Below are 15127 nucleotides of genomic sequence, written 5' to 3'. Positions count from 1 at the left end.
TATGGGTTATGTTGCAAAGGAATTTACGCGAAAGAACAAGCTGATTCTCAGTATTTGTTCTTTCGTTATTCCAATATGTCTTTGGTGCGCAATCAGTTACTTACCTTTTATTTGGCATCCTCAAGTACAAATCACGAGTTCAGGCAGTGTTCCTTACTTACAAGTAGGCAGTCGTGTTGATAAAAGTGTGTTCTATCTCGAAGCACAAAATGCAATCAATCGAAATTCTGCACCACCACAAGGTATTTTGGTCAACCCTATTTATTTACCCGCTCCCCATGAGGTCGCTAAGGCTTTGGTCACCGCCTTTACCACACCACCTGAACAACCTGATTCGCCGTGGTTTCATCAAAGTTTATGGCACAGTATTAAACTGGTATTTTCAGCTTTTTTTATTTCTTCGCTTATAGGGATTCCACTGGGTATTTTGTGTGGTTTTTCTAAGCGGATCTCCCTGTTAACAGAACCGTTTGTCGAGTTTTTCCGTTACCTACCCGCACCTGCGTTTGGTGCACTTGCAGTGGCAATTTTAGGGATTAATGACGCACCTAAAATTGCCATTATTGTGATTGGTACTCTGTTTCAGCAGATTCTCATTATTGCCAATACCACACGAATGGTTGATCGAAGCTTAATTGAAGCTGGCTATACGCTTGGCACCAATAAGCTCAAAAGTTTATTTCATGTGGTGATTCCTGCAGCTTTACCTGATATTTACCGTGATTTACGTGTGTTACTCGGCTGGGCTTGGACCTACTTAATTGTTTCAGAGTTGATTGGTACGACCTCGGGTATTACGTGGTTTATTACCCAACAGGCTCGCTATCAAAACTTTGACAATGTCTATGCGGCTATTTTGATTATTGGGGTGATTGGTCTGGTCTGTGATTGGCTATTAATGAAGCTAGGTGAACGGATGTTCACTTGGAAAGTAGGAGCAAAATAATGAACGATTCAACATTTAACGCGCATGAATACTTTCAAAAAATTTATGAACGTCCTGTGATTTTAGAAGCCAAACAACTGAGCCAAGTCTTTAAGCATGGTCAAAGCGAACGCACTGTTTTAAATAAGCTCGATTTAAAAGTTCATAAAAGAGAATTTATTTGCGTAATTGGTCCTTCTGGCTGCGGTAAATCGACACTGAGCCGTGTCATTGCGGGTTTAGACCCATATCATAGTGGAGAGGTTTTAGTAGACGGCGAATGCATTACGGGACCATGCCCTGAACGCGGCATGGTATTTCAGGGCTATACCCTTTTCCCTTGGAAAACCGTAAAAGAAAACGTGATGTTTGGTCCTCAAATGCGCGGCGCGAGTCAAATGACAGCCGAAGCTCAAGCACGTGAATGGATTAATATTATTGGTTTAGAAAAATATGAAAATCAGTATCCACATCAACTTTCTGGTGGTATGAAACAGCGCGTTGCGATTGCTAGAGCTTTGGTTAATCAACCTAAAATTTTACTCATGGATGAACCTTTTGGTGCGCTCGACCCGCACACTCGTCAAAAAATGCAAAAGCACTTGATGGATTTATGGCAAAACATTGATATCACCATTATTTTTGTAACCCATGACATGGATGAAGCCATTTTACTGGCAGACCGAATTGTGGCACTCAAAGCCAACCCCGGTGAAATTAAGGAAATTATTGAAGTTAATTTACCTCGTCCACGTTCACTCGATTTAATGAGTACATCTGAGTTCAAACAACTTCGGGCACGAGTTGATTATCTGGTTCACGCTGAAGAAGACGAGCTTGACCCTGCGTTGCAAGACTTACCAAAAATACCGCGTATGACTCAAGTCAGTACAGAAAAATAAGCCAAACACAAAAAAGCCCAAGTTCAACTTGGGCTTTTTGATTTATGGGGTTTATTTAAGTTGCTCTATGAGTGTTGGATAAATCAGCCCATCTACATTTTGTTCGGTTTTATAAATACCGTTTTCGACATTAAATTTATTGACGTGATAGCTAGAGCCATAAATCGAGTCAAAGCCTTGAGATTTAGTAAATACTTTTTTATTGGCATTGATATCTAATAAATGCGTACCGCTGACCATTAACTCATATTGTTTTGGGTCAACCCCTGAACGGTTTGCCATGATTTTAACCGCATCGGCATGGGTTGCAGGGTCATTAATATATTTAACGGTTTTATCCCACACCTGAATGATTTTTTTCCATTCTTCTTGATGAGCAGTTAAGTGGCTCATGTTGACTGTTAAGGTGTCGTAAATTAAACCCGGCTTGTCTTTAGAGGTATAGATAATTTTAGAACCTGCCACTGCTTTTAATGCCTGACCTGCAACAGGTTGCCAAACAGCAATCGCGGAAATATCGGGGCTATTAAACACTTGAGGTAATTGGTTCGTCGCTGAATTTACCAGCTTCACCTCATTCACTTTAATGTTATGGTCGGTTAAAGCTGTTGCTAGTAAAAGATGGTCAACCAAGCCTTTTTCGACACCGATCGATTTTCCTTTTAAGTCTTGAATGGTATTAATGCCCTCTTTTGCAATAATGACATCATTGCCCGCAGAATAATCCGTTGCCAAAATCATCATGCCTTGCATACCACCCGAAGCTGTTACCAAGTTATCACCATTGGTGACCAACACAGCATCGAGCTGATTTGCCGAAAAAGCCGAAAGCGACGCGGAATAATCAAACCATTTAAACTCTACATTTAACCCTGCTTCTTTTAACCAGCCTTTTTCAATAGCCACTTGCCAAGCCACCCAGCCCGGCCAATCACTATATCCGATGGTAATTGGTTTTGTATTTGCGGCTGCCTGAGCGTCTTGTTTAGCCTCAGGCACTTTAGCGGTATTGTCACAACCACCCAATACAACTGCCGATAAAATAGATACGGATAAAAACGCTTTTTTAATCATATAGAAACTTCCCCAACATTTTTACTAACAACACTTTGAGCGGTTTGATTGAGTGACTGTATGTAAGCTCGCCAGCCTCCAAAATGACTAATATCGGTTGCATCTTGAATGGCATACGCTTCGCAAATAAAGCCTTTGACCCATGTTCCATCTTTTAGTTTCAGGTTCCCAATACCAAGTGGTGCAGGTACTTCAGCCACAATGGCTCCAAAATTTGCTAAAGGAACATCCCACACTTCGACTTCAATAGATGTCCCTGCTTCATCGAATTGCAGCCCTGGTTTTGGTGGCGTGGTATTTTTTAAGGCAAAAAGTTTATAAGTCTCTGCGGTCTGTGTTTTCTTGAGCAAAGTGGCATTACGGCTAGTGAGCTGAAAATTAAGTGGCATGCCTGTTAAATGCGCTCCGACTACAGCTAGCTGTACTGAATGATTTGACTGGATCTCTAGACTTTTTTGATAATGTTGAGTTGATTTACCTAAACTCAGCGATGTTTCGGTTTGCCAAAGCTGCGCAAAATTGGCGAGTGCCTGATCATGCCAAGCTGGTGCAATAAAGGTTACCCCGCTTGGTAGGCCGTCTTCACGAAGTACATTTGGCAAAGCTAAAGCCGAAAGATCAGCAAAATTAACAAAGTTGGTATACGCTCCCATGTGCGCATTTTTAGTCAATGGGTCGGCTTCAACTTCAGCAATGGTGTAAATGGTTGGCGCTGTCGGAACCATCAAGGCATCAAAAGGTTGTAAAGCCAAATTAATTTTTCGAGCAAGTACGGCGCGGTTATATTCGGCTTGAAGTGCATCTGTTGCCTTGAATTTATCTACCTGCGCAATAATTTGAGCAATGACTGGATGAGCCTTTTCACGTGTTGTCATGCGTTCAACGGCGACTGTTCTTTCTGCTACCCAAGCATCGTTATACAGTGCGGCAGCAAGCTCATTAAACGCGCTGAAATCAATACTCTCAACGTCATAGCCCAGTTTTTTTAAGCGCTCAATTGCAATTAAAAAGGCCTTTTCAGATTCAATATCACCATAAAACTCAAGCTGAGCAGGAATAGCAATTTTTCGTTTAGAAAATTGATTTGGTACATTGGCTGGATGTGCTCGTGAATATTCATCTGTTTCATCGTAGCCCTGCATTAAACTGGCGACTGCCCAAGCATCATCAATATACAGCGCAAAAATAGAAATGACATCAATGGTTCGACATGCAGGAATTAAACCTGTGGTAGAAAACCAGCCCTTTGTTGGTTTAAGGCCCACAATATTGTTATGACCCGCAGGAACACGTCCTGAGCCCGCCGTATCTGTCCCTAAACTAAAAGGCACAATGCCGTTGGCAACCACTACCGAAGAACCAGAGCTTGATCCACCGCTGATATATTCAGGGTTAAAACTATTTTTTACTGCACCGTATGGAGAGCGAACGCCAACTAGTCCCGTTGCAAACTGATCGAGGTTAGTTTTACCAACCACAATCGCCCCTGCTTTTTTTAGCTTGGCTACTACGGCAGCATCTTGTGTCGCTAAATATTCAACTTCTTTACAGGCAGCAGTGGTGTGAAAGTCAGCGACATCAATGTTGTCTTTAACTGCAAATGGCACACCGTATAGAGGTAAGTCAGCAATATTCTGGTCTTTTAAAATATCAATTTGCGATTGAATCTGCTCCTTCGATGCAATTTCAATCCACGTATGATCATCATTTTTAACTTCTGCCACATAGCCAAGCAGATCCTTAAGATGGATTTGCCCGTTTTGATATGCTGTTTTCCAGTCTTGGATGGTCCATAAATTCTTCAACACGCTACTCCTCATTTAGTCATTTTGCTGTATAGGCGGCATGACAGCATCCATCAGTTCTAAATGCCCTTTAATCACCCCTTTCAACACAATAAATTGCTGGCTAATTTGTCTAAGCTCAGAACTCGCGCCCTGCATTAACATGACTTGCAATATTTTTTGTTGGTCGAGCTGGATATGAAGTGAACTAATCACCTGTGCTAAAAACTGTTGTTGTAAATCGACCAATTGATTGCGCAAGGTCATTTGGCTAGCGTCGTAAAGTAGCGTTAATGTGCCCACCATGACTTCATTGGCCTGTGCTTGCTCTGCAATCAGGTGCTTATTAATCATGTCGACAATGGCTTGCGAGCGGCTTTCATAGTTCTGCTCGACAATTTTTTGGTCGAGTGCGTTAAGTGTCGTTTCAGGTACGGTAATACTGATTCGAGCCAACTTTTGTTTTGCCACAGTCTTATCCTTTTGTTTTAGGCGGCTGATTGTTTTGCTTGATATATACGCCTGCACGTACACTAAGCAATTCGACTAAAAAGGCTTTTAAAGTTGGCTTTGGTTGAACCACAGGTTTTACATCGTTCATATCGCACCTCTAGTTTGGTATTACCAAATTCAGTTTTTGTATTACTGGTAAGAGATGCAGAAAATGTGCCAGTTTTTGAGGTTAGTTTTGATGGGTTTGGCAGAAATTTGTGAGTGATTTTTGGGCAGAAAAAGCCCCATGCACAGGGATGGGGCTTTAAATATTATCATTAGCTTTTAACGCAAATTAAACAGCAACAAAATTAGAGAAATCATTTATTAATCCGTATATTTTTAACTTTGCTACTCAATAAATTATAGATTTCAACTTCTAAATCTTTTTGAAAGCTTCCAGATATAGAAACTTTGTTTAATTTATTTAAGTCTAAACTTTTAAAAAGTTCTAAATTTAGATTATATTTCAAGTCATTATTATTAATAATGAGTTCAAAATTTTCTAGTTCACTAATTTTTGAACTCATTATAAAATCAAGGGTGGTTTGGCTAATTGCCATAACATCGTTGCAGTCTTCAATGGCTTTGTTGCACAAAGCTATTCTTGAAGGCTTCTTCAGTAATATAATTTCCAGATGAAGAAGCCTACACCTAAAATCTATCGTACAACCAATTGGTCCTCGTATAACCAAGCTTTAATCAAGCGAGGAAATATTTCAATCTGGTTTGATCCTAAGACGCAATGGTATGCACAACCACAAGGCAAGCAAGGACGAAATCAAACTTATTCCGATACAGCGATTCAATGCTGTTTAATGATCAAATCTCTATTCCGTCTTTCTTTACGTATGGTTACTGGCTTTGTTCAAAGCCTGATTAAACTCTGTGGCTTGAATTGGACAGCACCAGATTACTCCACCCTTTGTAGACGACAAAAGCATATTGATATTGCGATAAGCTATCAGAAAAGTCATGATGGGTTACACCTACTTGTCGACTCTACGGGTTTAAAGTTTTTAGGTGAAGGCGAATGGAAGCGTAAAAAACATCAGCCTGAATACCGTCGGCAATGGCGTAAACTGCATATTGGTATAGATGCTGAAACACTGCAAATACGTGCCGTTCAGCTTACTACAAATAATGTCAGTGATTCACAAGTACTAGGTGATTTACTGGATCAAATTCCACTAGATGAGCGAATAGATTCTGTCTATACCGATGGCGCGTACGACACGAAGTGCTGCAGAAAAGTGATTTCAGATCGTCAAGCACATGCAGTAATTCCACCCAGAAAGAATGCCAAGCCCTGGAAAGATTCTAAAATAAGTTCAATAGAACGAAATGAGTTACTTCAAACGGTTAAACATTTAGGCAGAACCCTATGGAAAAAATGGTCGGGTTATCACCGTCGTAGTTTGGTGGAAACCAAGATGCATTGCATCAAATTATTAGGTGATAGGCTGACGGCAAGACATTTTCAAAGTCAGGTCAATGAAATTCATGCGCGTGTGGCAGTTCTGAATAGATTTACGGAATTAGGTAGACCTCGCACCCAAGTTGTGTCTTAAATTTGAATGGATTGGGGAGAACTCAGCTTTTGAATGTTTATGCAACAAAGCCGTCTTCAATACCTAAATCCACCTCTATAGACAATGATTTTAAATATTTGAAATTTAAAGGCTTTGTTAATTCAAATGCTCCATTAATCTCTAATATCTCTAAAGCGGGCATTTTCTCTATAATTTCTGTGATGTCACCTAAATTAGGATATATTCTGCACTCATTAACATAGAGTTCATCAAATCCATATTTGAACACTTTTAATTTAGGAAAGTATTTTTTACTTAAAGCTTTGCTAATTTCACTAAAGTCATCAAAAAAACTCTTATTAAAATCAATATATTCATGCTGTAAACCTATCAACATAAATTCTACTTTTTCATTTAACTCTAATTCAATCATACGGTTAAGATAAGGATAAAATTTAGTAGAACAAAGTGAATAAATTGTTCTAGTTTTTTTGGGAAAGTCTGTTACCGTGAATTCATTATCAACCTCACTTAAAGGCAGTCCAAAGATACAAATGTCACCATGAATATATGGAATAGATAAATACTCAACATTGCCTGACTTATACATCCAAGAAACAGGAAAATCTTGTTTAATTAAAGTAGACTCATTACCATTCATTTTTAATAACTCTTTTTTAAATTGTGTGAAAATAAAAGAAATAAATGCCTCATTCACACGCACATAGTCTAATCTATTCAATATTTTAATATTTTTTAGTCTTATGCCTGATTAATCATCGTATGCGCCCATATCGATAAAGACTCTAAAACAGGTTTAAAAGACTGGCCTAATTCAGTCATTTCATACACCACCTTAATCGGCGCTTTTTCACCATAAACCGTTCTAGAGATTAAGCCACTTTGCTCTAATTGCTTGAGTTGAAGGCTTAAAGTCATTTCTGTGATAGTTGGCATTAATTGATTGATTTCATTAAAACGTTTTGGCCCATCTTTTAAATAATACAAAATAACGCTTTTCCATTTTCCACCCACCAAATCCATAGCCATACTGATATGACATGGATACGTTTTTCCATTCATGCTGATTTCACATTTATTTTCAGTATTTGTCATTTTTAACGCCACCTATCAACTTTGATAGTTATTGTACACTCATACTATAAAAATTATAGTGACTATGATTTTTATAGCTACAAGGCATTATTATGGCTTTACTTATTTTGGCCCATCCCTACTACGCTCAATCAATTGCAAATAAAACGATAGTGAATGAACTTATAAAAACCTATCCGGACCTTGAAGTCCGAGATATTTTCCAGCTTTATCCAGACTATAAAATTGATGTCAGCGCTGAACAAGAAGCGTTGTTACGCCACGAAACGATTATTCTGCAATATCCAATGTTCTGGTTTAATATGCCGGCAATTTTGAAGTTATGGTTTGATGAAGTTTTTACTTATCAGTTCGCTTATGGCTCTCAGGGCGACAAATTAAAAGATAAAAAAGTCATTATTAGTATGACGGTCGGGCAAAAAGAAGCGAACATGGTGAACGACCAAGAAAACTTAATCGATAGCTTTTTAAAAGCGGTTCAACATTCAATTCAATATACGCAAATGCAGTTAAACGGCACATTTTTGCTTTATGACGTATCGCCTTTATCGGGTAACTCAGAGTCAAAAATTAAATTAGAAGCTGTTGAACATGGCCATAAATTATTAAAGCATTTGACCGAAGCATAATAAAAAAGAGAGCATCAATATCGATGCTCTCTTTTGATTTAAGCGACTGGCGCTAAGGTAAATAGCACTTGCCCCGTTTTTACGGTTTGTCCTTTTTCAATAGTAATGGTTTTGACCTTCATGCGTTCGGGTGCAATAATTGGAATTTCGATTTTCATCGCTTCAATTACTGCAAGGGTTGCACCTTCTTCAACAATATCTCCCGATGCACATTCAATTTTCCAGATTGAGCCTGGCATGTGCGATTCAACTGCACAGCCGCCTTCAGGGATCACTACGGTTTCGCCTTCATCTACAGCATCTAGGCTTTCAGAGATATATTCTTGTAAGCCCGCTTCGTGCCAACGGCGGCGTTCAGCCTCGAAATTAGCTTGTTGCGTGTCTTTAAAAGCTTGAATGCTGTCTTGATGTATTTTTAAAAACTCGTTGTATTCTTTTAGGTTGAGCACACCATCTTCAATGCGAAGTTGTAGTCGGCCTGCGTTAAAGTCTTCACGCATTTGCAGAAGTTCAGCCTCAGACACTTCATAAAACTTAACTTGGTCAAAAAAGCGCAGTAACCATGGTTTGCCTTCTTCGAAGTTGGCATTTTTACGGTAACGGCTCCACATTTGAGTGGTACGGCCAACGAACTGATAGCCGCCCGGTCCTTCCATACCGTATACACACATATAAGCACCGCCAATGCCGACCGCATTTTCAGGTGTCCAAGTTCGCGCAGGGTTATATTTTGTGGTGACTAAACGTTGGCGTGGATCGAGCGGCGTCGCAACGGGTGCACCTAAATACACATCGCCTAACCCCATTACTAAATAGTTCGCACTATAGACCACATCTTTAACCGCTTGCTTAGAAGCTAAGCCATTAATACGGCGAATAAACTCGACATTATCTGGGCACCACGGTGCATCTGGTCGAACTATTTGTGTGTAACGCTCAGTTGCAAGTTGAGTCTGCGAATCTTCCCAAGCCAAAGGCAAATAGACAGTCCGTGAAGGCACCTGCATATTTTGAATATCGGGTAACTCGGCTTCTGCTTGTTGAAGTTTCTGTAAAAGCTCCAGTTGATCGAGTTGAATCGAATCAAAATGAATTTGTAGTGAACGAATACCCGGTGTTAGGTCGATAATGCCCTGAATGTTTTGATCTTTGACCCATTGCATAAGCGCATGAATACGGAAGCGTAAATTTAGGTCGAGTACTAACTCGCCATATTCCACCAATAAATAGCTATTTCCTGCTGGTCGATAGGTCACGCTTGGTAAGTCAGCTTCACCGTCTAAAGTAGCTAAAACGGCATCTTTTAAAGTATCGGGTTCTGCTTGAATAGCTGGGTTAAAATCGATCTGGGTTGTATCAATCGCGGTTAAACTTTGATGATATTTTTGATCGAGTGCTTTTGCTTGCGCATAACTCACAGGTACAAATTTGACCTTATCGCCGGCTTTAAGTTGTCCAATTTTCCAAAGCTCGGAATGAATGACTACCGCAGGGCAAACAAAGCCACCTAAGCTAGGACCATCTGGTCCCAAAATAATAGGCATATCACCTGTAAAATCAATTGCCCCAATCGCATAAGCGTTGTCGTGAATATTGGATGGGTGTAAACCTGCTTCACCGCCGTCTTCACGTGCCCACTCAGGTTTTGGCCCAATTAAACGAATGCCTGTACGGCTTGAGTTGTAGTGAATTTCGAACTCATTGGCAAAGAACGTATCAATATCTTGTTTGGTGAAAAAATCTGGTGCGCCATGTGGGCCATACATGACTGCAATTTCCCAGTTTTGGGTAAAACTAGGAATTTGCGCTTGAGCTAGAGCTGTGGTCGTTTGAGCGGAATATTCAGTAATTGGCAGCATATCCCCAATTAATAAATTACGACCTGCATGCCCACCAAACTGCCCCAAAGTAAAAGTCGCCTGTGACCCTAAATACTCAGGAACATCGAAACCACCTTTCATACCAATATAGCTACGGCAACCTGAACGGATAATTCCGCATTTTAAAACTTGGCCTTTTTTCACATTGATGGTTTGCCACATCGGTACCAGTTCACCATCAAGTTTTGAAGGCATATCACCACCCGTAATGACAATTTGGCTGTCGCAGTGAAACTTTAAAGTTGGCCCTTGCAAGGTACATTCAAGCCCTGCGGTATTTGGCTCATTAGCTAGAAGCTGGTTTGCCACAGTTAAACTGAGTGGGTCAATCGCACCTGATGGCGGCACCCCAACATCCCAATAACCTAGTCGACCTGTTACATCTTGAATGGAGGTTTGAATGCCAGCCTGCAACACCTCAATTTTTTGAGTTTTCCATTCAAACGTATTTAAAAATCGGGTGGTTTGAGTGCCTAAAGCAAACACATCACAAGCAATAATATTTTGTAAATATTCCAGATTGGTTTCGATACCAGCGACTTGTGTGTTGGCAAGACTAGCGCTCATTGCCTGTATGGCTTGGTCTCGTGTTGCAGCAGTCACAATAATTTTGGCAATCATTGGGTCATAAAAAGACGACACTGTTGAACCTGTTTCTACCCATGTTTCGACTCGGGCTTGCGGGTCAAATTTAACCTGTGTGAGTAAGCCTGCACTCGGCTGGAACTGTTTAATTGGGTCTTCGGCATAAAGACGAACTTGAATGGAATGTCCTGTTGGCTCTAACTTTTCTGTTGGTGCTGACCAGTCACCGCTTGCCAAAGTAACCATCCACTCGACTAAGTCGACCCCAAATACTTGCTCGGTCACGCCGTGCTCGACTTGCAAACGCGTGTTGACCTCTAAGAAATAAAATTCTTGGGTTTCGGTGTCCATAACAAACTCAACCGTGCCTGCCGAACGGTAGTTCACTGACTGCATGAGTTGAACCGCAACTTTTTGGAGGTAGTCACGTTGTTGTTCATTTAAGTGTGGCGCGGGTGTTTCCTCAATCACCTTTTGATTACGGCGTTGTACCGAACAATCACGCTCACCCAACGCTAAAACTTGCCCTTGCCCATCACCAAAAATTTGTACTTCGATGTGGCGTGCATGCTGTACAAATTTTTCTAAATACAAACCTGCATCTTTAAAATTGACTTGCGCTAAATAAGACACGGTTTGATAGGCATCTTTTAACTCGGTTTCATTCCAGACCAGACGCATACCAATACCACCGCCGCCCGCGGTACTTTTCAGCATGACCGGATAGCCAATACGGGCTGCTTCAGTTAAGGCTTCGGCTTCATTGGCAAGTAATGAGCTACCCGGAAGTAAAGGCACATTGCTTTTAATAGCCAGCTCACGCGCGGTATGTTTTAAACCGAAGTCGAGCATTTGGCTTGAAGTTGGCCCAATAAACGCAATACCTTGGCTTTCGCACAAATCACAAAACTCGGCATTTTCAGATAAAAAGCCATAACCGGGGTGAATGGCTTCTGCTCCCGACTGTTTAGCAACCTCAAGGATGTTTTCAATATTTAAATAACTTTGATTGGCAGGTGCAGGCCCAATCAGAAAAGCTTCATCGGCCAAAGTCACGTGTAAAGAATCACGGTCAGCTTCGGAATAAACCGCAACCGAAGCGATCCCGAGTTTTTTAAGAGTGCGAATGACGCGACAGGCAATTGCACCGCGGTTAGCAATCAGAACTTTTTTAAACATGCTTATACCCCTTCCGCTTCACGGACAACCAGTTGAATTTTGGTTGGGTTATAGGCATTGCATGGGTTATTGAGCTGCGGACAATTGGAAATTAAAACAATCAGATCCATTTCTGCCCGAACTTCGACATATTTACCCGGTCCTGAAATTCCATCATCAAATTTAAGCTGACCATCTGGCGTCACAGGCACATTCATAAAAAAGTTAATGTTTGGACCGATGTGACGGACATTTAAGCCATGCTTTTTTGCAATCGGGTGTTTTGCCAAGGCATACATAAAGTTGTTACGGCAACTATGCATTGGGTAGGTTTCATGTGCATAGCGAACCGTATTACTTTCACATGAACAGGCACCACCAATGGTGTCATGACGACCGCAGTTATCATCATGAATAACGGCAATTGGACGGCCAAAGTTACTATAGAGCTTGGTGCCCTTTTCTAAATAGATTTGTTGGTTGATAGCCAAAGTATCCATTGCGCTATAACGCTCAGTCGGGTTTTCGGCACTCATAAACAAAGTATCGACCGCTTGGTTTCCCTCAAGGTCAATAATTCGGAAATATTGACCCTTTTTAACCTCGCACATCCATGCTTCACCCGCAGGACAAACTTCATTTAAAACTGCTTTTTCAAATGATTGTAAAACTGTCATGATGCTTCTCCTGATTTAAATATTGCTAAATGCGTAGTAGCGGGCTGTGTTTTGGAACGCACGCTGATTTTGCGAACATGCATCACGACAAATATCGCTGTCTGTTAGAGAATTGGCTTTAAATAAACTGAGTTGAATATCGGCAGGTTGATAGCTTGGGCTGGTGTCTAAACCGTGCGGCGCAGCAGATAAAAATAGCAAGCAGTCCATTTCAAAACGCAGTTCAATAGTTTGATTGGTGTTGTCAGAACTGACATAAGACAAAGCCCCGTTTTCATCAGGCACAACTTTAGAAAATAGGTTAACGGCGGCACTCAGGTCTTGGCTGGCAAGTCCGTATTTACACATTTCAATGAGTAAGCTGTCTAAGCCATTTTGGTACATATCATTGCGGGCATCTTGAAAGGTGCGCGTTCCAAATTGCTTTTCAATTTGTTCTGGTCGGCTTGGGCCACAAAGTGCATCGTTCCAGCCATGACCATCATGAACAATAGAAGCCATGACACGGCCAAGGTCTGAGTACAGCACATTGGAAGCTTTTAAATAGGCGGTGTGTTGCCCTTTTAAACTGTCGGGCATATTGAAACGTTCAAGCACATCGGCAGCATTTACACAAAACAAAGAAACATTTGCCTGAGCGCCAAGCGATGTAAATCTAAGAATAGTTCCTTTTTGAATACGACCCGACCAGTGATGTCCTCCGGGTAAAAGTTCGGTCCAAATCGCCTGATTGTTATGATAACTTGCAGTGTTCATAGCCACTCCTGTCGGATAGTTTTAGACTTCCTCCCGGGCTTTTATCCCTCCGTGTAGTTCGCTAGGAACCGTGAACTCTCGGTCCAGTCATACGTAAAGTATCGGAACCCTAGATCACTTTTGATTGCTTAAGACTATGCAAAGGACATGCCAGCTTAGTATTACGTTTTTGGTAAAAAGTAATACTCAATTTGGGCAAATTGGGTGCGCTTTAGAATGGAAAATAAAAAGCTGCACTAAAAATTGTGCATTTCAAAATAGAAAAGCCCCTTTTAGTAAGAGGCTTTTAAAGTGAAACTGTAAACTGAAGGATTTAAGGAATCAAAATTACCTTACGGCATTCCTGTTCTCTTTCATTAAAAATACGATAACCCTCTGCGGCATCTTCTAATTTCATTCGGTGGGTAATAATCGTTTCAGGTGACAAGTCACCACGCTCAATAAATTCTAGTAAAAGCGGTAAATATTGATGCACATGAGTTTGGCCCATTTTAAAAGTCAGTCCTTTATCAAAAGCATCACCAAATAAAAAGCCATGAATTGGACCTGCATATACACCCGGTACACTCACCACACCACCACGGCGAACCGCGGCTATACATTGACGAAGCGCTGCGCCACTTGAACCTTCAAGTTTTAAATTGGTCAGGACTGTTTCAATAACACTGCCCTTTGCCTCGAAACCAATGGCATCAATCACTGCATCGACGCCACGATAATTGTCGGTATTTTGAATAATAAATTCGGCCGCATCGACTTCATCAAAATTAACTGGAATAGCGCCGTAGGTTGCCGCCGCATAGTTCAATCGATATTCATTGTGATCGACCATAAATATTTTTTCTGCGCCAAGCATCTTGGCACAAGCGGCACTTAATAGTCCGACTGGCCCTGCGCCATAAATTGCAACGGTTGAACCACGAGTAACTTGAGCGTTGGTCACTGCCTGCCAAGCGGTAGGTAAAATATCGGTCAAGAAAAGTACTTTTTCATCTGACAATGAACCGGGCACTTTAAAAGGCCCCTTATTGGCTTTTGGGACACGAACATATTCTGCTTGGCCGCCCGGTACTCCGCCATATAAATGGCTATAACCAAATAAAGCTGCACCAGGTGGAATTTGCTTTTTATTAATAATTGCACCACGCCCTGTATTGGTGGTTTCACAGGCAGCGGTCAGGTCAAGTTGGCAAAAGAAACATTCACCACAAGCAATCACAAAAGGCACAATTACACGGTCGCCTTTTTTCACGTGAGTGACTGCGGGGCCTACTTCTTCGACAATACCCATAAATTCATGCCCAAAAATATCGCCATGTTCAGTCTTTGGGATTTTGCCTCGATATAAATGTAAGTCGGAGCCACATATTGCTGTGGCGGTTACACGTAAAATAATGTCATCTGGTTCTTGAATAATAGGGTCTGCAACCGTTTCAACTCGAACGTCTTCGGCACCGTGGTAAGTAAGAGCGCGCATTTATTATTCCTCAATTTCCTATCATGTCATTTGATTATGAGGAGGCTTTCTTTACGGTTTGCAACGATTCTTACTTTTCACGTAAGGCTTATAGCTCAAATGCAAAGTGATCTATGTTTAAGTAACAATAAAAGTAAAAT

The 15127-nt window shown here is 41.0% G+C and carries 15 protein-coding genes and 1 riboswitch; of the genes, 4 read left to right on the top strand and 11 right to left on the bottom strand.

The features are described from left to right. Window position 1: 1 nt before the first annotated feature. A complete protein-coding gene (locus CSB87_RS16845) occupies window positions 2–946 on the top strand; it encodes an ABC transporter permease (RefSeq protein WP_004887812.1) in 945 nt (314 codons plus the stop codon). Then, window positions 946–1827 (top strand): ABC transporter ATP-binding protein, encoded by an 882-nt coding sequence (locus CSB87_RS16840; RefSeq protein WP_004887813.1) that lies wholly within the window; start codon window positions 946–948, stop codon window positions 1825–1827. Before CSB87_RS16845 ends, CSB87_RS16840 begins: the two co-directional genes overlap by 1 nt. 51 nt (window positions 1828–1878) lie before the next feature. Here CSB87_RS16840 and CSB87_RS16835 read toward each other — a convergent pair whose 3' ends face one another. From CSB87_RS16835 to CSB87_RS16815, 5 genes are all read right to left on the bottom strand, one after another. Beyond that, a complete protein-coding gene (locus tag CSB87_RS16835) occupies window positions 1879–2901 on the bottom strand; it encodes an ABC transporter substrate-binding protein (RefSeq protein WP_031959979.1) in 1023 nt (340 codons plus the stop codon). Further along, window positions 2898–4709 carry an allophanate hydrolase gene (gene atzF, locus CSB87_RS16830; RefSeq protein ID WP_004887817.1) on the bottom strand — a complete coding sequence of 604 codons (1812 nt, stop codon included), beginning with the start codon at window positions 4707–4709 and terminating at the stop codon, window positions 2898–2900. Before atzF ends, CSB87_RS16835 begins: the two co-directional genes overlap by 4 nt. A gap of 12 nt (window positions 4710–4721) precedes the next feature. Continuing rightward, entirely contained in the window at window positions 4722–5156 is a 435-nt protein-coding gene (locus CSB87_RS16825) for a CopG family ribbon-helix-helix protein (protein WP_001118705.1), read from the bottom strand. Window positions 5157–5160: 4 nt separating this feature from the next. Further along, complete coding sequence (locus tag CSB87_RS16820) at window positions 5161–5286, bottom strand: hypothetical protein (protein WP_001000625.1); 126 nt, start codon at window positions 5284–5286, stop codon at window positions 5161–5163. 211 nt (window positions 5287–5497) lie between these two features. Beyond that, a complete protein-coding gene (locus tag CSB87_RS16815; RefSeq protein WP_031952474.1) occupies window positions 5498–5740 on the bottom strand; it encodes a hypothetical protein in 243 nt (80 codons plus the stop codon). A gap of 75 nt (window positions 5741–5815) precedes the next feature. Between CSB87_RS16815 and CSB87_RS16810 the strand changes: the two genes are divergently transcribed. Beyond that, complete coding sequence (locus CSB87_RS16810) at window positions 5816–6748, top strand: IS5-like element ISAha3 family transposase (RefSeq protein WP_004812228.1); 933 nt, start codon at window positions 5816–5818, stop codon at window positions 6746–6748. 37 nt (window positions 6749–6785) lie between these two features. Here CSB87_RS16810 and CSB87_RS16805 read toward each other — a convergent pair whose 3' ends face one another. Both CSB87_RS16805 and CSB87_RS16800 read right to left on the bottom strand, forming a co-directional pair. Next, window positions 6786–7433 (bottom strand): hypothetical protein, encoded by a 648-nt coding sequence (locus CSB87_RS16805; RefSeq protein ID WP_228131602.1) that lies wholly within the window; start codon window positions 7431–7433, stop codon window positions 6786–6788. 38 nt (window positions 7434–7471) lie between these two features. Beyond that, window positions 7472–7825 (bottom strand): winged helix-turn-helix transcriptional regulator, encoded by a 354-nt coding sequence (locus CSB87_RS16800; RefSeq protein ID WP_004887823.1) that lies wholly within the window; start codon window positions 7823–7825, stop codon window positions 7472–7474. Window positions 7826–7917: 92 nt separating this feature from the next. Between CSB87_RS16800 and CSB87_RS16795 the strand changes: the two genes are divergently transcribed. Then, window positions 7918–8454, top strand: a complete 537-nt coding sequence (locus CSB87_RS16795; protein ID WP_004887826.1) for an NAD(P)H-dependent oxidoreductase — start codon at window positions 7918–7920, stop codon at window positions 8452–8454. Between the two features lie 38 nt (window positions 8455–8492). Here CSB87_RS16795 and uca read toward each other — a convergent pair whose 3' ends face one another. The 4 genes from uca to CSB87_RS16775 form a co-directional block, all read right to left on the bottom strand. Next, on the bottom strand, window positions 8493–12098 hold the full coding sequence (gene uca / locus CSB87_RS16790; RefSeq protein WP_004887828.1) for an urea carboxylase: 3606 nt from the start codon (window positions 12096–12098) through the stop codon (window positions 8493–8495). A 2-nt stretch (window positions 12099–12100) separates the two neighbouring features. Further along, window positions 12101–12754, bottom strand: coding sequence for an urea amidolyase associated protein UAAP2 (locus CSB87_RS16785; protein WP_000217380.1), 654 nt, complete (start codon window positions 12752–12754; stop codon window positions 12101–12103). A 15-nt stretch (window positions 12755–12769) separates the two neighbouring features. Beyond that, entirely contained in the window at window positions 12770–13510 is a 741-nt protein-coding gene (locus CSB87_RS16780; protein ID WP_004887829.1) for an urea amidolyase associated protein UAAP1, read from the bottom strand. A 28-nt stretch (window positions 13511–13538) separates the two neighbouring features. Next, a riboswitch (guanidine-I (ykkC/yxkD leader) is annotated at window positions 13539–13634 on the bottom strand. Between the two features lie 189 nt (window positions 13635–13823). Further along, the gene (locus CSB87_RS16775; protein WP_004887832.1) at window positions 13824–14987 is read right to left on the bottom strand and encodes a zinc-dependent alcohol dehydrogenase; all 1164 of its coding nucleotides are present in this window, start codon (window positions 14985–14987) and stop codon (window positions 13824–13826) included. Window positions 14988–15127 lie beyond the last annotated feature (140 nt).

It is taken from the genome of Acinetobacter sp. AR_0276 (assembly GCF_003000705.1).
Taxonomy (GTDB): Bacteria; Pseudomonadota; Gammaproteobacteria; order Pseudomonadales; family Moraxellaceae; genus Acinetobacter; species Acinetobacter nosocomialis.
The sequence above is the reverse complement of the archived record's forward strand: the minus strand, read 5'-3'. Positions and strand labels throughout refer to the sequence as shown.